Origin of the sequence: Micromonospora parva (genome assembly GCF_000718515.1) — a bacterium.
In the GTDB taxonomy this organism is placed as follows: Bacteria; Actinomycetota; Actinomycetes; order Mycobacteriales; family Micromonosporaceae; genus Micromonospora; species Micromonospora parva.
The window spans coordinates 215,433-235,214 of record NZ_JNZS01000003.1 but is presented as its reverse complement, the minus strand read 5'-3'; the positions used below and the strand labels follow the sequence as shown (position 1 = coordinate 235,214).

The window sequence follows — 19,782 nt, the reverse complement described above, 5'->3', positions numbered from 1 at the left end:
GTCACGCCGAGTAGGCCAGTCGAAACAGCACACTCGTCATCGTCGCGCAGTGCTCGACGTAGGGCACCGTTGCGATTCAGCCGAGAGGGTCCGTGTCGGCACCAGCCGCCTGACCTCGCTGATCAAGATGACTGTGGCCAGCGTGGATGAGGTTTTCGGCACCCACAGGGTCCGCGTCGACCGGGTCGTCACCCAAGCTGCGCCGTTGGCGGCACCGCCCGGCCGGTCAGCGTGGCCAGCTCGCGTCGATGGCGCGCAGGGTCGTGTCGAGATCCTGCCGGCCGGCGATCCACGCGGTGGTCTCGCGCCAGAAGGATCCGGCGCCGACCGCGGGCGGCATGGAGTCCGAGCCGTCGAACCGGAAGGTCCGCACACGGTTCAGGATCTGTGCATGGGTCGCGTCGACCGGATGCGCGTAATCGCCCGGGCTCACGTCGGTGAAGGCCGAGAGGGTGCCGCCCTCGTGCGCCCGCGACTGACGGAACCAGTCGGCAGTCGTCATCAGCCGGGCGGTCTCCCGCACCGCCGGCCGGTCCTGGACCAGCGCCAGGATGTCGCCGCCGATGACCGCCCGGCTGCCGTCGGCCGCGTCGGAGCCGGCCGGGGCCGGGAACGGGAAGACGTCGTAGTCGCTGCCGGCCTTCGTGCCCTCGGGGAAAGAGCCCACGATGAAGCTGCTCTGCTTGTTCAGCCAGCATCCGGGCGGGGACTGGAACATCGGCTTGAGCGCCTCGGGAAAGGTGGTCGACACGATGTGGCCGCGTCCGCCGAGCGCGTTGCCGTCGGCGAGAGCGACCTGCTCGAACATCGTGAACGCCCGCTTGATCTCCGGCGCGGTGAACGGCAGCTCGCCGGCCACCCAGCGGTCGTAGACCTCCGGGCCGGCGGTCCGCAGGACCAGGTCCTCGATCCAGTCCGTGGTCATCCACCCGGTCGCCCCACCGTCGGCGATGCCGATGCACCAGGGCGCCGCCTTCTGCTCTTCGCGGATGCGCGCAGTGAGGGCCAGCATCTGCTCCCAGGTGGCCGGCGCCTGGTACGCCGCCTTGCGGAACGCCTGGGGCGGGTACCAGACCAGGCCCTTGAGGTTGAGCGAGAGCGGCACGCCGGCGAGGGTCCCGCCGACCACCCCGTTGTCGATGAGTCCCGGGCGCATCCGGCGGCCGAGTTCGTCGCGGTCGAAGAGGCCCATCTTCTCCAGATCCTTGACGTCGCCCTTCTCGGCGAACTGCGACAGCAGTGCGGGCTGGGGCAGCAGCAGCAGGTCGGGCGGGTCGGCCGAGCGTAGGCGTTCGGGGGCCTCGTTCTCGAAGTCGCTGGAGGTCACGTACGTGACGTGGATGCCGCTCGTCTTGGCCCACTGGTCAAAGTGTCTCTGCATGTACTTTTTGTGATCGGAGGTCGCACCGAGGATGGTGACGGTCTCCGGCGGACCGGTCTTCGCGCTGCCGTCCGGCTCTTGTTCGCTGCATCCGGCGGCCGCGACCAGCAGCACCGCCAGGGCGTAGGCCCCGGTGAGATGACGCAACATCGTTGTCCTACCTCCTGTGACAGCCTGGGCGGGGACCACGACAGCAACCACATCGCTGCCCTTCGATGGTCATTTCTGCCGGACCGTGCCCGGCGCGGAGGGCGGCAAACCGACCCCGTGGTGGCCACGGCCGGACAATCCCCGCGATGACCGGTTCCTGCCCGGGTACCCGGCGCTACAGCCAGCCCCGCTGTGCCGCCTGGACACCGGCCTGGAATCGGCTGGCGGCGCCGAGCCTGTCGAGCAGCAGGGAGACATGGCGCCGGACGGTCCGCACCGAGATCCCCATACTGCGCGCCGCCGACTCGTCGGTGACGCCGAGCGCCAGCAGTTGCAGCAGCCTGCGGTCACTGTCGCTGAGCCCACCACCGGCCGACGCCGTATGGTCCGGGCCGCCGAGCCGCTGGGAGTGTGCCCAGCAGGACTCGAAGAGGGCCGCCAGCGTTTCGGAGACGGCGGGGTCGATGACGATGACGGTCTCGAGACGGCCTTCGTGGCCGGTCGTGAGCACGGCGGTGACCCGGTCGACGACGATCGCCGTGGCAGCCACATCGGCCGCCGTCCGAACCTGACCGCCCTCGCTGACCAACTCGCCCACGTACGCCAGGTCGTCCTGATGCACCAGCCGGTCGTGGGGATAGAGCGCCCGGATCGCCACGCCTCGGCGCAGCGCACACCGGTCCAGGTCCGCAGAGGCGCCGGTGAGCCCGTGCACGGCGGGGCGGTGACTCTGCAGGGCGACGATCTCACGGCTGGCGCCGCGGACCAGCTCGTCAAGCTTGGCCTGGCGCAGCGGCCAGCTGCGGATGCGCTGCCCCGGGCCGCCGCCGTCACCGGTCAGCTGCGCCGCCATCATCGCGGAGAGGTGTACGCGCGCTCGCATGGCATTCGCACGCTGACGGGCCGCGGCGGCCTCGATGTCGGCGAGCCGCTGGGCGAGCACGACGTCGGGCACGACCGGCGCGAGCTGCCCGGGGCGCCGAGGATCGTCGACCAGCAGACCCTCCCGGATCAGCGCCGCCCGGCTGGCGAGTACGGCGTCCTCTTTCTCACCGAGGTGCCGGGCGACCTGCGCCGCTGTCCATGACGGGTTCCGCAGCCAGGTTTCGTACGCCTCCTGGTCGATCGTCGTCAGTCCCAGTGCTTCGAGCATCGATACCCCCGATCGTCGATGTTGTCGGCCGGGTCCGCGAGCCCGTGCCGGTGACCCGCTGCAGGTGGGTGCCAAAAGGGGTGGCGGCATCGGCATGCCAGCCGATCGGCGTTTGGCCGAGGCCGGCCCGGAAATCGGACCGGTGAGCAGAATTCGACGTATGTCGATAGTTTTGGAAGGGGAGCGTCCATGACGAGCGCGCAGGAACCGCCCGACGACGAGATCACCGCGGAACTCGAGCGGTACTCCCGGGTAGCGGTCACCGGAGGATCCGGATTCGTCGGCCGTCATCTGGTTTCGGCCCTGGCCGCGCGGCACGGGGATGTGGTCGCCCTTGACGTGGCACCCCCGCCCGTACCGCATCCGCGCCGCACCCAGACCCGCCATGTGGACCTGCGCGACGCCCAGGCCGTCGAGGCCGCCGTCGCCGATGCCGACCTGGTCATCCATCTGGCTGGGAACGCCAGCGGAACGGTCTCGGTCGAGCGGCCCCGCTTCGACTTCGAGACCAACGCGGTGGCGACTTTCAATCTCTGTGAAGCGCTGACGAAATCGGGCGTCGCCCGGCTCGTCTACCTCTCCTCGGCGATGGTGTACGGCGTCCCGCAGGTGACTCCCGTGCCGGAGACGCACCCCGTTGCCCCCTTTCTGCCGTACGCGTCGTCGAAACTGGCCGGCGAACACGCGGTGATCGGCTTCTGCCACGCCTTCGGCCTCGAGGCCACCATCGGCCGGGCCTTCACGCTGTACGGCCCGGGGGAGAAGCCGCAGATCGCCGGCGGCGAGGTGTCCCAGTTCCTGCGCTGGCACCTGCGGGGCCTGCCCATCCACGCCGCCGGTGACCCGGACCGCAAGACCCGCGACTTCTGCCACGTCGAGGACCTGGTCCAAGGCCTGCTCCTACTCGCGGTGCGGGGCCGCAGTGGGGAGGTCTACAACATCGGCTCCGGCACCGAGACGTCTCTGCGGGAGCTCGCCCACGTCATCGAGACCGTGACCGGCGAACCCGCCCGGCTGGTCAGCGACGGAACGGTCACTGAGGACACGTACCGCATGGTTGCCGACATCACCAAGCTGGGTAAGCTCGGCTACCGTCCTCGCATACCCCTGCTGGACGGCGTCCGGAACCTCGCCGACGCGCTGGGCGACCGGCCCGAGTTGCCCGGCGTGGACACCATCTTCCGCGCGGAGCAGCGCCTCGCCGCCAGTTCCGGTCGGGCCTGACCAGCACCCCGCCCTCATGCCCGGTGCTCCGGGTCCCGCGCCGGAGCACCGGGCATGATGAGCAGAGTCGTGAGGACCGACGCACCGACGACCACGGCCCCGATGAACTGCGTGGAGCTGTATCCGGAGCCGGCGCCGATCATGGTGAGGTAGACGGCGACCGAGACCGCGCCGCCGACGTGCGTGGTCGATTCGAACAGCGCGGAGGCGAGCCCTCGATCCTCCGGCGCGGCGTCGCCGATGCACTCTCGGGTCAGCCCCACGTAGATGGGGCCCGCGCTCAGTCCCCAGAGGACCAGGTACACCACCAGCACGGTCAGGGACCCGGCGGTGCCGAACGCCACCAGGGCCAACGTGATCGAACACAGCAGGAGAGCCAGTGCCACGACGCGGCGGGAGCCGTAACGCCGTACCAACCGGCCGGCCGGAGCGGCACTGATCACGGCGCCGAGCAGCACCGGAGCCAGCGCGATGCCGGCCTGCGCCGCGGACAACGAGTACACGTCCTGCAACTGCAGGCTGCCCACGACCACGACCGCGGCGTACGCCGCCGAATGCGCACCGAATGCCAGGCAGCTGGCCACCAGCCGGCGGGACCGCACCACCGACGGCTTGATGATCGGGTTGCGAACCCGCCGCTCCCACCACACCAGCGCGTTCAGCATCAGCACGCCAGCCAGGACCGGCGACACCGTCGCCAGTCCTGGCCCGTGCTCACCGATCCGGGTGGCTCCGTAGATCACGGCGAGCAGCCCACCGGTGACCAACGCCGCCCCGGTGACGTCGAGCCGCTCCCGCCGGCTGCCGGACGGCTCGTCGGCCGGCAGCAACAACAGCCCCGCCACCGCGGCGAGCGCCGCGGCCGGAACAACGACGATGAACACCCACCGCCAGCCGAGGTACGAAGTGATCACGCCGCCGAGGACCGCCCCGGCCATGCCGGCCGTGTTCGCCGCGGCCGCCACCACGGAGAACACCCGGCTGCGCCACGGCTCATCAGGAAAGAGGGTGGCAGCCGACGCCAGCGCCGCGGGAATGGCGAACGCCGCCCCGAGGCCCTGCATCACCCGGCCCACCAGCAGGAGCGCCAGCGTGCCCGCCACCCCGGAGAGCAGCAGCCCGGTCCCGGTCAGCGCGAGACTGGCGACGATCACCCGGCGCCGGCCCCAGACGTCGCAGACGCGGCCGCCGAGGACGAGGAAGCCACCGATGGTCAGCGAGTAGAGGGTCACCACCCACTGCAGCTGCGCGGGCGGTACTCCGAACTCCGCGCCGATGTCCGGCAGCGCCGTGGCGACGGCGAGACTGTCGAACAGCACCAGGAACATAGCGCCGGCCAGCACCAGAGCGGTAGGCCAGCCATGCCTCACCGGCCGCGCCGCGGGCGCCGTCGTCTGCGATTCCATCAGTCCTCCGTGCTCGCCGTATGACCGTCCTCGCCCTCGTCCCCGGCTCGGCTATCCGGCTGATTGCGCCTGTCCAGCGGGCGCCGGCAGGTCGTATCCGTACTGCCGGGCCACCGCACCGAGCTCGGGATCGGAGAAGTACCCGGCCAGGCCCGGTGTCATCCAGGATGTCCAGCCCGACACCGCGCCCTTGCGGATCATCCGCGGTTGCCGCTCCCCTGCGGCGTCCTGCGCCACCACGGCGTCCTCGTGCGCCCGCATCCGCTCGAAACTGCTGGCCTCCGCGGCGGCGCGGAGGGTGTCCGCGGTGACGTCCACCGCAAGCTCGCGCAGCGCCGGCTCGAGTACCTCCACCGGGCGCTGCTTGAGGTCCTCGAAACGCAGTACCGTGGCATGCTCGTACCCCTGGGCCTGTTCTTCCCAGGCCTGGTAGAAGGCCGACCAGTCCTCGACCGGGTTGGACGAGAAGTCACCGGGACCGCGCAGCCAGTCCTCGAACTCGTCGGGCACCTTGTCCCACTCCTCCTCGCCGAAGGAGCGGCGCCACTGGTGCAGCGAGTAGAGGGCGTCGCGCGGATCCCGCACGATGATCCAGACTCCGCCCACCGGGAGCCCGTCGAAGATCTCCGGGGGGTGGTGCGACTTGACGAAACGCGGCCACGGGCGGATCGCCCCAGGACCTCCGGCCTCGCTGTCCTTGTCGTGCAGCGAGGCGAGCCGGTCCCGGTAGGCCGCATGCGTTCGCACGCCGACGGCCGTGCCGTCCGCCTGCAACCGCTCGGTGTAGGCGTCGACGTAGTTGAGTCCCGCTTCGAAGAGGATGTTGCCGATCAGCGACTGGCCAGCCCCACCGCAGCTGGCCACGACGATGTCCCGTGGACCGAGCTGCTTGAGGTTGTCTGCGTACAGCTCGCTGAGCCGTGCGCGGGCCAGGGTCGAATCCGGCCGGTGTGCCATGAAGGTGTTCCTTTCTCTTGGTGATGGATCTTTGCGGACGGACGTCGTACGCACCGGCTCAGCCGGGCGGACGACCCCGGCTGAGGCATCATCGGGTCCAGTCGGGGGCGAACTCGGGATCGCTCAACCGCACTGAGCGCCGCTGGGCCAACTCACCGATCGCCTTCATGTCGTCGTCAGCGAGCACGAAGTCGAATACCTTGAGGTTCGCGACCAGATGGGGTACTGCGGTCGAACGGGGAATCGCTGCGACACGCGGCTGCTGTACCAGCCAGCGGAGGGCGATCTGCGCCGGGCTGCGGCCGTACCGATCGGCCAGCGACCGCATCAGCGGCGCACGAGCAACGGCGCCCTGCGCGAGCGGCGAGTACGCCGTCAGGCAAAGGTCCAGCTCGTTCGCCCTGTCGAGTAGTTCCTCCTGGGCGAGCAACGGGTGATACTCGACCTGATCGCAGAAGACCGGGGCGTGCCGGGCAGCCTCCAGCAGCAGCCCGGAGGGGAAGTTGCTGACGCCCACCTGACGGGCCTTGCCGGCCTCCCGCACCCGGCGCAGGGCGGTCATCGTCTCGGCCAGCGGCACGTGCGGCGCGGGCCAGTGCAGCAGGAGGAGGTCGACGTATTCGGTGCCCAGCCGCCGCAGGCTGGCGTCGGCGGAGGCGTACACCCGGTCGGCCGCCGCATCCGTCCACCACACCTTGGTGGTGATGAACAGCTCGTCGCGAGGGACGCCACTGGCCCGCACGGCGCGGCCCACCTCGCCCTCGTTGCCGTAGAACGCCGCCGTGTCCAGATGGCGGTAACCCAGGGACAGGGCCGCCGAGACGGTGGCGAAGCAGGCGTCACCGCGTAGTTCGCCGGTACCCAGGCCGAGACGGGGAATCCGCTCGTCCCCGCGAACGGTAACGTCCATGAGATCCTCCTCCCCTCGCGCGGAGGCTCAGTCCCGGCGGCGGACGGCCCAGGCCTTCGTCAGGTAGGTGACGTCGACCGTGTCGCGGTCGGCCAGCCGCTGCTCGGCGTAGCGCAGGAACGCGGCGAACTTCTCCTCACCGAGCTGTGCGCGCACGTCGTTGACGGCTCGCCACGCCCCGAGGTGCTGCTCCACCGGCTGCACATCGACATGCCGGCCTTCGAGGTAGAGGATGTCGTCGAAGCCGGGATGCCCGGCCAGGCGCTCGGTCAGCGTCTCGGTGAAGCTGCCCTTGCCGAAGGCGGTCTTGCGCATCCCCGGCTCCAGGCGCGTCAGCTCCTCCTCGATGTCGGCGAGCAGCGGGTTGGCGTCCAGCTTCCGGGTGTTCCACAGCGCCACGAACCATCCGCCCGGGCGCAGCACCCGGCGGAACTCCTCGGTGCCCTTGTCGAAGTCGACCCAGTGGAAGGAGGAGGCCATCGTCACCAGGTCCGCTGACCCGCTGTCCAGGCCGGTCGCCTCGCCGCTGCCGACCCGCCAGGTGATGCCGGTGCCCTCCGAGTCTCGCTGGCCCACCCCGCGCATGTCGTCGTTGGGCTCCACCGCGATGACCGAGCGGAATGCGGCCTCGGCGAGCATCCTGCTCCAGATGCCGGTACCCGCGCCGACGTCCACGGCGTCCAGTTCCCCCGGGTCACGGCCGAGAAGGCCGAGGATCGCCGCGCGGACGGCGGGAGAATACCCGGATCGGTAGGCCGAGTAGTTCTCAGCCAGGCCGGTGAAGTCACCGAGCCGCATCGTCTGTGTGTCGGTCATGGTTGTCGTCCTCTCTGTCGGCCGGCGCGTCACCAGCGCCGGTCAGTCGGATGATTCAGCGGATGGTCTGCGGTAGGGCCGGCCCGGCGCCGGCCTCGGTCAGAAGCCCGCCGATGACAGGGCTCAGCGCTTCGGCGACCAGCGCATTGCCGCGCCGGCTGCAGTGAGGTCCGAGCCGGCCGTGTACGAACAGGCCGTCTCGATCCGGATCCCGGCGGAATCGCTCGGTGAGGTCCACCACCCGCAACGTCGGCGACACCTCGGCAAGGAACCCATGGTGCGCGCTGCCGCCGTCGCGCCTCTCCAGGTCGGCCAGTTGCGGTATGACGAGCAAGACCGGGTGCTTGCCCGCGGCACGGCACACGGCCGCGAAACGCTCCACCAGGGCCCGCATCAGTCCTCGCGCGTCCGGGTCGGCGTACAGCCGTGCCGTCCAGCGGGCGTTGTCGCGCAGGACCACGCGGAACGCCGCGCGGATCGCGGGCTCACGGCCGCCGTCGCCGCGGATCAGCCCACCGGCGAGGTGGGCCAGCACGGGAAGGTGGCGGCGCGCCCGGCGCACGAGCTTGGGCAGGTACGGGAATCGCAAGATGTCGGGGCGGAACTTGCCGGCGTGGAAGGGGTCCAGACGGGTGATCTCCGTCAGCCGCTCCTGGTAGGTCAGGTACTCCTCCGGGCGCCGGACCGCGCTCGGATGCAGCCGCAGCCCCTCCGGGCCGAGCGTGAACCGCGGCTTGAAAGCCAGCACATTGCCGTACTCGAAGTAGTGCTTCCAGTAGGAGTGCACCCGCGCGACGGTCTCCGGGACCACCCCCATGACGATCACCTGGGCCTCGAGATCCGGCAGCTCCCGCTCCAGGCGCAGCAGAGCCTGGTCCAAACCGTAGTTACCCACGCCGTAGTTGACCGCGTTGACACCCAGCAGCCGGGACAGCTGATGGGGCCAGGTCTCGTCGTCCCCGACCAGCCGGCAGAAGGTGAATGAGTCACCGAAGCAGGCGACCGTTGCCGGCTCCGACTCGAAACCGGGATTGCGCCGGCGGGCACGCTCGTCCATGGCATAGCCGACACGGCCGCTGTCGGTGGTCTCCGTACCCTGCTCTCCAGGGCGCCGGCACCAGCCGAGCTCCGGGTCGAACGAGCGGGCGACGTGCCGTTGCACCAGCGCGGCCGGTATCGCCGGCGTTTCGTCCCCGGGCATGAGCAGCCAGGGGAAGCCGGGCTTGAGCCGCCGCACGAGCCGGGCGGCGCCGTACTCCACTGCCGCGTAGCCGCCGAGCACGGCGATCAGATGCCGGGCCCTCATCGCGCCACCGGGACGGGCAGGGCTGCGACGATCCGCTCGACCAGGTCGTCCGGTGTCCCGTCGCGTCCCGAACTGTCCAGCACCAGGTCGGGGGCGGCAGGTTCGGGGAAGGGGATGTCGACGCCGACCACGTCGCTGGTCTCGCCGTCGATTGCGGAGCGGTACAGACCTTTGGTGTCGCGGGCGACGACGACCTCCATCGGCACGTCCAGGAACACCTCGAAGTAGTGGGAGAGATGCCGCCGGTTCCACTGCTGCCAGTGCGGGAAGATGGACAGGACCGCGGCGACCACGTGGATGTTCTGCCGGTCGAGCATCAGGCACAGCTTGCTCAGCCGCTCGGCGTTGACCTCCCGGCCGGCGACGTCGTGGCTCACGCCGCCCCAGACCTCGCGCAGCAGGTCGCCGTCGAGGTAGACGAGGTTCGGCAGCTCTGCCCGCAACCGGGCGGCGAGGCGGGTGCCGATGGTGGTCTTGCCCGCCCCGGAGAGACCTATCAGCCAGATGACCATGTATGTGTCTCCCGTTCTTGGTGGAAAACGAGCCGGCCCTGCGCGACCAGGTCCTCGCAGACCGCCAGGTCCGTCGTGCTGTCGACCTCGCCCCAGGCGCCCTGGCAAGGCACCGTCTCGATCCGGTGTCCGGCCTTCAGGAGCCGTTGCAGCAGACTTGTCATGTCCAGCGCGTCGACCTCTGCCGGCGGCATCGTGTCCAACACGGCTCGTACGCCGGTCCAGGCGGACGGAGTGAACCGCAGCAGTCCCATGTACTGGCCCTGAACCTCCGCCACGGTCGCGGGGCGCGCACCGATCTGTTCCAGCGCGCCGTCCGGTGCGAGCCGGAACGTCTCGGCGTCCACCCGCGGATCGGCGAAGCGCCGGTGCCACAGCTGCGCCCAGGCGGGGTCGTAGGCGATGGCCAGTCCGCCGGGGGCGCTGATGAGGCGCCGGACCGTCTCGGCGGTGTAGACGATGTCGGCGTACGAGACGACACACGGCGTGGTGGCCACCCAGTGCTCGGCAGCGAGCAGCGAGCGGACCATGTTGGTCTGCGCCCACCGCGGCGCGGGGATGACCGTCAGGCCCCGGTCGTTCAGCATCTCGGACCGGTATCCGGCGACGACAGCCAACTCCGCGATGCCGCCGGCGGTGAGCGCGGCCCGCTGCCAGGCGAGCAGTGGCCGGCCGGCCAGCGGAACCAGGCACTTCGGACGCTCCCCGGTGAGACCTCCCAGGCGGCTGCCGCGCCCGGCGGCCAGAATGACTCCCCTCATGGCTCTGCTCCGAAGTGGGCCCGCAAGATGCGGCGGTCCTCGCCGGCCAGCTCGATCGGAAGCCGCTCGGGATGCCACATGAGGCCGAGTACCGGCTCGGTCTCATGGCGGATGGCCTTGATGACGCCACCCGGCCCGGTCGCCCATGCCCGTAGCGGTGACCGGATCTCGGTGGCGCCCCAGTTGTGGTAGCTGTTGACGACCCGGCTGCCCCCGTCGATCCAGACCGGCTGCCGCTCGGTGACGTGGCCGGTGACCCGGTGCAGCGAGGCGCCGAAGCGGCGCAGCAGCATCTGCATCCCCCGGCAGACGCCCACGACCGGCAGGCCGCTTTCGTGCGCCACGTCGAGCAGGGCGCTCTCGGTGCGATCCCGGTCAGGGGCCTCACCACCGAGCTCCGCCAAGTCGTTGCCGCCGGTGAGCAACAGGCCGTCGACCGACGCGACACGCACCAGCCGCACGGCGCTGTCGACATCGTTGGGAACAGGCAGACCGGTCAGCCCGCAGGAACGGAGGAACGGCCACCACCGCTGATCGAGCGCGTCGCTGCGCACCCCGTGCGCCGGGTCGACGACCACACGCTGTGTGACCGCGACACACGTCATCGCAGCACCTCCACCCGGTGGTTGAGGCAATCGATCTTCAGGTAGTCGGCGGCGGCCCAGCGGTTGTACAGAACCTCACCCGCCCCGATGACGGCTGGAATGCCGAACTGGTGCGCGCGGATCGCCATGTGGGAGTTGGCGCCCCCGTAGCGGGTGACGAAACCGGCCACGCCCTCGGAAAAGATCCAGTCGTAGCCGGGGTCGCCGCTGGGCAGCATGAGAATCTTGCCCTGCAGGTCGGCCGGGTGCGCCGTGACCAGTTCCACGCGCCCGGTGGCGGACTCCTGGGTCACGTAGTTCGGCTCAGTGGCGGGCAGGTGGAACGATTTCACGTCCGCCGGGTCAGTGATCAGCGGCGGCAGCACGAGCCGGCGGGTGAGCTCGTAGCGCTGCCGTCCCTCGACGGCGCACCGGCGCAGCACCCGCGCGGGGTTCTCGGCACCGCGATACAGCCCGTCGATGCACTCCACGTCGACGTACGACATCTCCTCGGTGTCCATCCCCACGCTCTTGCCGAGCTGGGTGAAGAGCGCCAGCGCCTCACTCAGGTGGCGGGTGAACTCGAACTTCGAGTTCTCCCTCAGTTCGATGCTGGTAATGAAGAAGTTGAGCAGGCCGTACGCGTCCTGCTCCAGGCGGTGTTGCCGGAGCAGGTCGTCGATCTGGCGCATGGTCTTCGGCGGCAACCGGAACGGCTCCGGCGCCTGCACGTTGACCCGGGCGTTCGGCCAGTCGAAATATCCGTCCGGCTCCTCGTCGTAGCGGGGGGAGCGGATGTCGTAGGTCCCAGGACGCAGGAAGCCGTACCGGCGCAGGAATTCGGCGCGTGTCAGCGTGGTGCGGTCGCGCAGCATCCGGTTGGTCACCGTGTCGAGGGAGGCCATCAACCGGGCCACGTCCTCCTCGGTCAGCACGTCGATCTCGACCAGCGAGCCCAGGATCTCGGTGGCGATGAAGCCCAGTCGGGCGAAGCCGGCGAACGCCAGGGTGCCGAAGCGACGACAGTCCTCGAGCAGCCAGTAGATCTGAGTGGGCAGGTCCAGATCGGATTGGCGCACCTCGCCCAGTTTGGCGCGCAGCGAGGTGATGCTCGCGAGGTCCTCGCGGCGGGCCGGATGCTCGGGGTCCATGAGCCGGTTGGTCAGGGTGCGCAGCGAACTGACGATGTCGTCGCGTTCCTGAACGCTGAACAGGTGCTCGACCTGATTGGCGAGCCGCTCCTGCAGGGTGAAGGAGTAGCACGAGAACACCACGTCGAACTCGACCTTGTCGTGCAGCTCCGGGTTCGCGACGAGCCGGTCGATGTAGTGGTCGACCAGTCGCTCGGCGAGGTCGTCGTCGATGGATGCGGGAACGAGTGAGTTGCAGCTCTCCCGGACCCCGACGTACGGCAAACCGAAGAAGTCCACCATCAGGGGGAAGCCTCGTACGTCTCGATAGCCGTACCGGGCTCGCTGATCGGCCCAGAGGCCGTCGGTGATGAGGCGGCGGTACAGCGACAGGGCGAGTGGCCGGGGCCGGGTGCCCACGATCTCCGCGGGGTTCCAGTCCGGCATGACGCCGAAGACCGTGCGCCGACCGCACAGGTGCGGATGCGGCTGACCCGCCGTCCGGAGCTTGGACGCGATGGCGCTCAGCGCCTGTTCGTGCTCGTCGTTGTCGAGAAGCGTCTCCACCACCATCGGGCGGACCTGGAGCAGGTACAGCTCACCGGTGACGTCGAACGCGAACTCGATGTCGAGGTTGTTGCGTTCGAGCAATTCCTCCAGCTCACGTGAGAGCTCCATGAGCTGCTGGATCCGGGCGTCGCCCCGGCCGGTGCCGCTGGTCTTCCAGGCGTAAAGAGTGCGCAGTCGGGCACGCGCTCCACTGGTCACCGCCGCCGAGTCCCCGTTCTCCTCGTAGTTGATGACGAGGTACGGCGCGCCGGTGTTGGGATCACAGGTGAAGACGACGCCGGTCATGGTGGCGTCACGCACCATCGGTTGCACCAGCACGAGCTGTTCACCGAGATCGTCGAGCACGGGCTCCTCGATCCGACGCTGGTACGAGTCGATGACCGCGTCGACCGCCTCGCGCAACTCCTGCCGGCCGGCGACACCCGCCACGGACAGATAGCTGCCCGGCATCAGCGTGCCCGGGTCGTCCTCCTGCCGGGTGCTGCTCCGCACGATCAGCGGCTCGTTGCCCCACGGCCTGCTCAGCACGTCGTCGAGAACTTTCTCCGGGACAGTCCGCCATTCCGTGACGGAAAAGTACCGGAGGGGCAGCACGCGTGCCCTGCGAACGAGCGGGGCCAGCTGTTCCAGCGTCTCGGCCTTGGAGCCAAAAAGAGCGGTCGGCGTGCCGCGCTGCATCGCATGCCCGGCAGACGGGGAGTGACTCACCGCAGAGGTCAGGGCAGGATGATGTGATGCCATGATGCTCCTTTGCTTCCGGACGTCCGGCGGAAATCCCGTCTAGTGGTTGAGATGCGTGCGACGGCAACGCGACTGCGGCAGTCTCGGCGCTGTCCCGGGCCACCGTCCGCCTATTGGGAGATGCGCCCAGCTGCGGAAATCGTGCGCTGTCTGCGCGTCGCGGGCGATTGGCGGACACGTCAGCAGTTCAATTTCTGCAGCCCCCGTCTCGTCAACTCGGTGAACTCTTGCTGAAGCGTCTGCTACCCGCTCGATCGTCGGCCTAACACCGTCACGTTTTCGTCATCTGAATTCGGCCCACTGTGGACACCGCACTATTTTGAGCGACCTCATTGACAACTATGGGTCTCAATGGCTATTGCGGCATCTCGACATGGCATTCAAGATCGAATTTGTCGGCCAGGTACTACAGCTGCGGATCTTTTGGACCGGCATGACCTCTTGGTACGGCAGCCGCCGTTCGTGATCATGGTTGGAGTTCGAGGTTGAGGCGTCGGGTGTAGTGGGGTCGTCGGGCGCGGGCTTGATGGCGGCGTCGCCGGTCTGACCAGCGCAGATGGTGGGCGAGATCGCGGATCGGTATGAGGACGAGGCGCGGGGCGTCGTCGACGGTTCGCAGGTACGCGCCGCGCGCCGGCTTCTTGGCACGCTCGAAGCGTGGGATTCGCGGTGGACGGAGCGGTTGGGGGAGTTGTGGTGTTCGGGGCCGACGTGGACCGAGGACCAGCTGCCGTTGCCGAAGTCCTGGCTGAGCGCGGCGTACCCGCGACGCGACCGGTCCGGCTGGCTGAGGACGCGGCGGAGCGGGTGCGGAAGCTGATGGAGCGGCCCCGGCAGGGAGCCGAGCAGGCGCTGCGGACGATCGTCGCGGCCGGGCACGCCGCCGAGGTGCGCGCCGCAGCCGATCGGTGCGGCCCACCGGCCCGTACCGCGATCGAAGAACTTCTCGCGGTCGAGCCGACGGAGCTGCTTGCCGTCCTTGCCTAAGGGTGTGCTGCTGGATCCTCGGGTTCGTGCGCGACACTAGCCTCGTGGACAACGGCTGAAAGTGCTGTTGTCACGGCTTCTGCACCTGCGTTCGAGCGCGGCGGCGTTGGCGCCGTGAGCACGTCCTCGGCCCGGAGCATCCCGAAACCCCGGCCACCCGCCACGGCCTTGCCTTCTGGATCGGCGCCGCGGGTGACGCCGCCGCCGCACGAGATCTGTTCGCCGCACTCGTCCCCGTCCGCGAACGCGTCCAAGGCCCGGAACACCCGGACACCCTAGGCGGCAAACACGAACTCGCCAATTGGACGGGGAAAGCGGGCGACGCCGAAGGCTCCCGGGCCCAATTCGCCGCCCTGCTACCGGTTCGCGAACGGGTGCTGGGCAACTGACCCTGAGCACCCATATCGTCGCCGAGCAGGTCGTTGCGGGTATCGGTTGTCCCGGTAGGCGTAGGGGTAGCTCCGCCTGGGCGTCGTCCGGCTGCGGCTGTGCTGACGGCACCGGCCGATTCTCAGATGATCCTCAAGATATCCCGCCTCGACGGCCACTGGCGGCACGGCTGGTGTGTGCTGTCGCTACTGATCATCCCCCCTGTGCTGGAGATTCCATGAGAGATAGACCGAAGCTGACCTTGTCCGTCCTGCTCGCCGCGACCCTCGTGGCGACCGTCGCGCCCCCGGCCAACGCGTCCGCGATCAGCTCCGGCGAGGAGCGCTTCCGGCCGGGTGTCACCTACGACCTGTCGGTGACCGACGCCGAGCGCGACGCGATCCACGCGGAGGTCGAGGCGTTGGCTGGACGTGTCAGCAGCGCGCGGGCGGGGGACGGCACCTACAACCCGCTCAGTCTGGTCGGGGCGATGCTGGACGGGTCGAGCTACGACTCCATTTCCCGGGGCGGCACGGCCGCGACGGCGTACCCCTTCCCGGTCAGTAACACCCAAGCCAACCAGAACGAGTACGACCGCAAGGTCGCCAAGCTCGCCTGGGTGGTCAAGCTGGCCACCGACCTGGGTTTCCCGGTGGTCGTCCAACGCCAAGCCGACAAGTACGTCTACGCGGAGATCGGTGACCCGGACGCGCCGGAAATGGTCATGGCGTTGAGTCACCTCGACTCGCCGACGGCGTCCGTTTCGCCGGCGCAGCTGGCGCGCTGGCGGGACGCCGATGGCAACCTCGGCACTCCCGGGGCGTACCACTCGCCCTATGTCCAGGACGGCTGGGTCTACGGGGCGGGCATTCAGGACGACAGCGGCCCGACGCTGGCGACGTTGCTCGCGGCCAAGGCGCTGCTCGAGGCGGGGCTGCCCCTTGACCGACGCATTCGCATCGTCATGGGAATCTACGAGGACGGCGGTCCCGGCACGCCCTCGACGACGAACACCGCCAACTTCCAGTCCATCCCGTACAACTCGAACCCGAGCTTCTACGACAACTGGGCGTACAAGAATCTCAATCGGGAGGAGATGCCGGTCGCGGGCTACACCTCCGACTCACGGTTCCCGGTCATCGTTGGCAACTCCGGGGCGGTGACCCCGTCGGTGTCGATGAGCTTGTCCGCAGACAGCGCCAGGGCGTTCCGGTTGACGGGTGCCACGGCCGGCGTCACCCTGCGCGAAGGCGACCCGACGCTCAAGGACATCGCCTACGGCAGCACCACGCAGATCGCCTCGCGGGCCATCTTCACCCTCGACGTGGCGGGGGCCGGCTCCGCCGAGCGCGACCGATTCGTGTCGGCGATCGTCGCTGCCGCGACCACGAAGGGTTGGCTCCCGGCTGCTCCCCGCACCACGCCGAAGGTGCAGACCACGATCAGCGGCGACTCGCTGACGTTGGAGGTCAACACCGATGTGGCGATGGAGATGCCGACCCCGCAGTACGGCAAGAATGCCGTCGTGTGGGGAATGTTCCTCCTTTCCCAGGGGCTGGGCGCATTGGGAAGCCCGGCCGCCGACCTGCAGTTGAAGAAGGCCGCCGACGGCATCGCCGACCTGTTCTTCCGCGACGGTGTCGAAGGTGAGGCCTATATCGGGAAGTACATGGGCATCCCGGCGAGCCTGTTGCGCAACACGAGCAACGGCACGCCGAACCTGACCTTCGCCCTCATGGGAAACATCAATTCAGAGACCCCGACGAGCTTCTACACGGACGCCTCCGGCAGCCTCAGCATGCCGATGTATGTGCGCAGCATGCACGTCACCGCGGCTGACTCCGGCCAGGCGACGGCGGCGGTCACGGCTGCCTTCCAGGCGAAGGGGTTCACCATCGGCGACCTGGGCTCGCCCATCGGCGCCGGCTTGTACGTCACGCACGACAACCCGCTGACGGCTCTCCAGTTCCAGAGCTACCAAGCCTCGATCGACCGCAACCCGCAGGAGTTCGCGGATCCATATTCACTCAAGGACGTGGTGTATCCGCAAGGCACGACCGGTGGCACCCTGGCCAGCAGCTTCCGCAACAAGATGACTGCCTTCGGTGCCGTCATCCCGGGTAACGAGCGCTGGTGGCACACGGCCAACGAGCGGATGAAGGTCGACTCGGCGGTGCAGATGACCAAGATCATGGCCGATGGCATGTTGGAGATGGCCCGGTACTCCGGGCCTGCCGGCGCCAAGTTCATGTGGGCGGATATGCCGGGGCTGAACTCCGACCGCGCGGACCTCGACCTGCTCGACGTCACTGTCGGAACCTACAAGGACGCGTCGCAGGCTGTCGGCGCGGGCCAGTTGGGCAATCAGGCCCTGCTCGGCGCCACCTCGTTCAACATCCCGATGTGGAACGCGCGCGGCAACTCGGCCCCCACAGCGGCGGCTTTCGCACTGGGCCACGAACCGGGAGGGGTCTACCTGCCCCTGACCGACACCGAGTACCTGAGCAACTCGTACGTGGCGCCGATGCGTCTGGAGTTCAAGGTGCAGCGCCCCGACCACATGTCGGACGCGGCGTGGGCGAAGTTCGTCGCCGGAGGCTACGGCAGCTTCCAGTTCAACATTCTCGTCAGCGGCGCGGTTGTGCCGCTGGCCGTTCCTGCGGGGCAGAGTGCGGACAAGTACTTCTCCTCGCGCATCTCGGCCAACAACCCCGACGCCATCTACCTGTCGGTCAACCTCGCGATCACCGATGCGCCGTACACCGGGGTGAAGCCCATCCTCGCGGATTCCAAGACGGACCTGTACACGGTCAATCCGACGTATCTGGCCTCGAACCCGGATCCCTTCCCCGGGCGCGGGGCCACCGAACAACGGGGCTTCTTCGTGTTCGGTGATGGGCAGAAGAACGCGGAGTTCTCGTCACCCGACGCGGTCTACGTGACGGTCGCCAACGCGGCCGTCGATGCGAAGCCGTCGGCGGTGGTGAAGAAGGTGAAGGGCAACACGAACGAGTTGACCATCACGGTGAAGCAGACGCGTATCGACGGCAGCGAGTCGTCTGTGACGGCCACGTACACCATCAACAACAACGCTGCGGGCACCTACACCGTCGGCGATTACAAGGTGTACGTCGACACGAAGGGCAACACCCAGGTTCGGTCGATCTCCATCGTCTGAGGCTTGTGACGCGGGAGTTCAGCGCGCTTCGCGCAGCCGCGAGCGGACCGCCGCCGGCAGTGCGTCCCACCACCTGGTGGGGCGCACTGCCGGGCGTGCAACAGCTGGTCCGGCGTCCGGGCCGGGCTCAGGCGGGAAAACCGCCCGCCCGAAGCAGAGCGCCGGGGAGTTGCTTGCCGAGTCTCCGTTCCAGCCAGGAGACTGCCGAGGTCAGTTCTTCCACATTCAGGCCGGTGGGCAGCCCCATCCGGTCGAAGAGGTAGACGAGATCCTCGGTGGCGACGTTTCCGGTCGCCGCCGGTGCGAACGGGCAACCGCCTGTTCCGCCGATGCTGGCGTCGAGGGTGGTGACGCCCGCCTGGACTGCCGCGACCGCGTTGGCCACGCCGGTGTGCCGGGTGTCGTGCAGGTGCAGCCGCAGCGGTGTGCGGGACTGCGTGATCTCCCGGGCGAGCGTCAGCCGTTCGGTGACGTCGGAGGGTACGGCCACTCCGATGGTGTCGGCGAGGGCCAGCTCGTCCGGACCCGCGTCCCGCACCCGGGTGAGCACCTCCCGCAGCCGGTTCGGCGGGACCTCGCCCTCGAACGGGCATCCGAATGAGGCGCCGATGGTCACCGTCGCGAACACCCCCGCCTCGCGCGCCGCCCGCACCAACGCCTCCGCCGTGGCACAGGCCTGGGCCGTGGTCATGCCCTGGTTGCGGCCACAGAAGGTGTCAGTGGCCACGACGACGACGTTGATCTCGTCGACGCCTGCGGTCAGGGCCCGGTCCAGGCCGCGGCGGTTCATCACCAGGCCCGCGTACCGGACGCCGTCGTGGCGGGGGAGCGCGGCCATCAGCTCGTCCGCGTCGGCCATCTGGGGTACGCGGGAGGGGTTGACGAAGCTGGTCACCTCCACTCGCCGGGCTCCCGCCCGTACCGCCCGCTCGATCAGCTCGATCTTGTCGGCGGTGCTGAGCAGAGTCGCCTCGTTCTGCAGGCCGTCGCGGGGCGAGACTTCGACGATGTCGACCATGACCGTCATCGCTCCTCCGACAGGTACGCGACGGCCCTGGCCTCGCTGACCACCTCGGCGTACTTGGCTTGCAGGTCGAACAGGCTCGCCTCGTGCGGGCCGGGTGCGCGGTCGGCCACCGCGTCGCGGACCACCAGCGGGACGAGACCGTGCTGGATCGCGTCCACCGCCGTGGCGCGGACACAACCGCTCGTGCTCACGCCGACCAGCACGACGGTGTCGATGCGCTCCGCGCGCAGGGTGGACGCCAACGACGTGCCGAAGAAGGCGCTGGCGTACTGCTTGACCAGCACCAGTTCATCCTCGGCGGGGGAGACCTGCGGCATCAGCTCACCCATCGCGCCACCACCGGAGAAGAGCTGCCGAAGGGCGGTGACCTTCCGGACGAACAGGCCTCCGTCGACACCACCGGGCCCGTACGCGACGCGGGTGTGCAGCACGGGGATCCGGTGGTCGCGGGCTGCGGCGATGACCCGGCCAGCCGATTGCAGGCAGTCCGCGGACGGCAGGCACAGAGGGCTGTCCGGGTCGAAGTAGGCCCGCATCAGGTCGATGACGAGCACCGCGGGACGGGCGCCGGGCGAAAGCACACCCTCGAATCCGTCGTCGCTGCTGTCCGGCACTGGGTT

Annotated in this window: 16 protein-coding genes and 1 pseudogene; 4 read left to right on the top strand and 13 right to left on the bottom strand. The window is 69.1% G+C overall.

From position 1 onward, the window contains the following. Positions 1 to 226: 226 nt before the first annotated feature. Positions 227 to 1,531, bottom strand: coding sequence for an ABC transporter substrate-binding protein (locus tag IF22_RS0104260; RefSeq protein ID WP_051708171.1), 1,305 nt, complete (start codon positions 1,529 to 1,531; stop codon positions 227 to 229). Between the two features lie 175 nt (positions 1,532 to 1,706). Beyond that, entirely contained in the window at positions 1,707 to 2,684 is a 978-nt protein-coding gene (locus tag IF22_RS33605) for a helix-turn-helix transcriptional regulator (protein ID WP_051708170.1), read from the bottom strand. 189 nt (positions 2,685 to 2,873) lie between these two features. Between IF22_RS33605 and IF22_RS0104250 the strand changes: the two genes are divergently transcribed. Continuing rightward, entirely contained in the window at positions 2,874 to 3,908 is a 1,035-nt protein-coding gene (locus tag IF22_RS0104250; RefSeq protein WP_081883693.1) for an NAD-dependent epimerase/dehydratase family protein, read from the top strand. Between the two features lie 14 nt (positions 3,909 to 3,922). Here IF22_RS0104250 and IF22_RS0104245 read toward each other — a convergent pair whose 3' ends face one another. The 9 genes from IF22_RS0104245 to IF22_RS0104205 form a co-directional block, all read right to left on the bottom strand. Continuing rightward, positions 3,923 to 5,314, bottom strand: a complete 1,392-nt coding sequence (locus tag IF22_RS0104245; RefSeq protein WP_081883692.1) for an MFS transporter — start codon at positions 5,312 to 5,314, stop codon at positions 3,923 to 3,925. Positions 5,315 to 5,365: 51 nt separating this feature from the next. Continuing rightward, positions 5,366 to 6,271: a sulfotransferase domain-containing protein gene (locus IF22_RS0104240; protein ID WP_030328590.1), complete on the bottom strand. Its 906-nt coding sequence runs from the start codon at positions 6,269 to 6,271 to the stop codon at positions 5,366 to 5,368. An 88-nt stretch (positions 6,272 to 6,359) separates the two neighbouring features. Continuing rightward, positions 6,360 to 7,181, bottom strand: coding sequence for an aldo/keto reductase (locus tag IF22_RS0104235; RefSeq protein ID WP_030328588.1), 822 nt, complete (start codon positions 7,179 to 7,181; stop codon positions 6,360 to 6,362). Between the two features lie 27 nt (positions 7,182 to 7,208). After that, complete coding sequence (locus IF22_RS0104230; RefSeq protein ID WP_051708169.1) at positions 7,209 to 7,997, bottom strand: class I SAM-dependent methyltransferase; 789 nt, start codon at positions 7,995 to 7,997, stop codon at positions 7,209 to 7,211. A 55-nt stretch (positions 7,998 to 8,052) separates the two neighbouring features. Further along, positions 8,053 to 9,279 (bottom strand): SGNH/GDSL hydrolase family protein, encoded by a 1,227-nt coding sequence (locus tag IF22_RS33600; RefSeq protein ID WP_156057293.1) that lies wholly within the window; start codon positions 9,277 to 9,279, stop codon positions 8,053 to 8,055. Positions 9,280 to 9,299: 20 nt separating this feature from the next. Next, on the bottom strand, positions 9,300 to 9,815 hold the full coding sequence (locus tag IF22_RS0104220) for an adenylyl-sulfate kinase (protein ID WP_030328582.1): 516 nt from the start codon (positions 9,813 to 9,815) through the stop codon (positions 9,300 to 9,302). Then, positions 9,800 to 10,576: a phosphocholine cytidylyltransferase family protein gene (locus IF22_RS0104215; RefSeq protein WP_051708167.1), complete on the bottom strand. Its 777-nt coding sequence runs from the start codon at positions 10,574 to 10,576 to the stop codon at positions 9,800 to 9,802. The genes IF22_RS0104220 and IF22_RS0104215 overlap by 16 nt, the downstream gene beginning before the upstream one ends. Continuing rightward, entirely contained in the window at positions 10,573 to 11,181 is a 609-nt protein-coding gene (locus IF22_RS0104210) for a gamma-glutamyl-gamma-aminobutyrate hydrolase family protein (RefSeq protein ID WP_036410752.1), read from the bottom strand. Before IF22_RS0104210 ends, IF22_RS0104215 begins: the two co-directional genes overlap by 4 nt. Then, entirely contained in the window at positions 11,178 to 13,538 is a 2,361-nt protein-coding gene (locus IF22_RS0104205; protein WP_030328576.1) for a PEP/pyruvate-binding domain-containing protein, read from the bottom strand. The genes IF22_RS0104210 and IF22_RS0104205 overlap by 4 nt, the downstream gene beginning before the upstream one ends. A gap of 759 nt (positions 13,539 to 14,297) precedes the next feature. On the opposite strand from IF22_RS0104205, the gene IF22_RS34875 reads away from it, so the two are divergent. From IF22_RS34875 to IF22_RS0104190, 3 genes and pseudogenes are all read left to right on the top strand, one after another. Beyond that, the gene (locus IF22_RS34875) at positions 14,298 to 14,588 is read left to right on the top strand and encodes a hypothetical protein (protein WP_156057291.1); all 291 of its coding nucleotides are present in this window, start codon (positions 14,298 to 14,300) and stop codon (positions 14,586 to 14,588) included. Positions 14,589 to 14,755: 167 nt separating this feature from the next. Next, positions 14,756 to 14,977 (top strand): annotated as a pseudogene (locus IF22_RS36360) (tetratricopeptide repeat protein); the annotation flags it as partial. Between the two features lie 218 nt (positions 14,978 to 15,195). Beyond that, positions 15,196 to 18,135: a M20/M25/M40 family metallo-hydrolase gene (locus tag IF22_RS0104190; RefSeq protein ID WP_081883691.1), complete on the top strand. Its 2,940-nt coding sequence runs from the start codon at positions 15,196 to 15,198 to the stop codon at positions 18,133 to 18,135. Between the two features lie 127 nt (positions 18,136 to 18,262). Here the strand turns inward: IF22_RS0104190 and IF22_RS0104185 are convergent, their stop codons facing one another. Further along, positions 18,263 to 19,162: a hydroxymethylglutaryl-CoA lyase gene (locus IF22_RS0104185; protein ID WP_030328568.1), complete on the bottom strand. Its 900-nt coding sequence runs from the start codon at positions 19,160 to 19,162 to the stop codon at positions 18,263 to 18,265. After that, on the bottom strand, positions 19,159 to 19,776 hold the full coding sequence (locus tag IF22_RS0104180) for an isochorismatase family protein (protein WP_209444482.1): 618 nt from the start codon (positions 19,774 to 19,776) through the stop codon (positions 19,159 to 19,161). The genes IF22_RS0104185 and IF22_RS0104180 overlap by 4 nt, the downstream gene beginning before the upstream one ends. Positions 19,777 to 19,782: the final 6 nt, after the last annotated feature.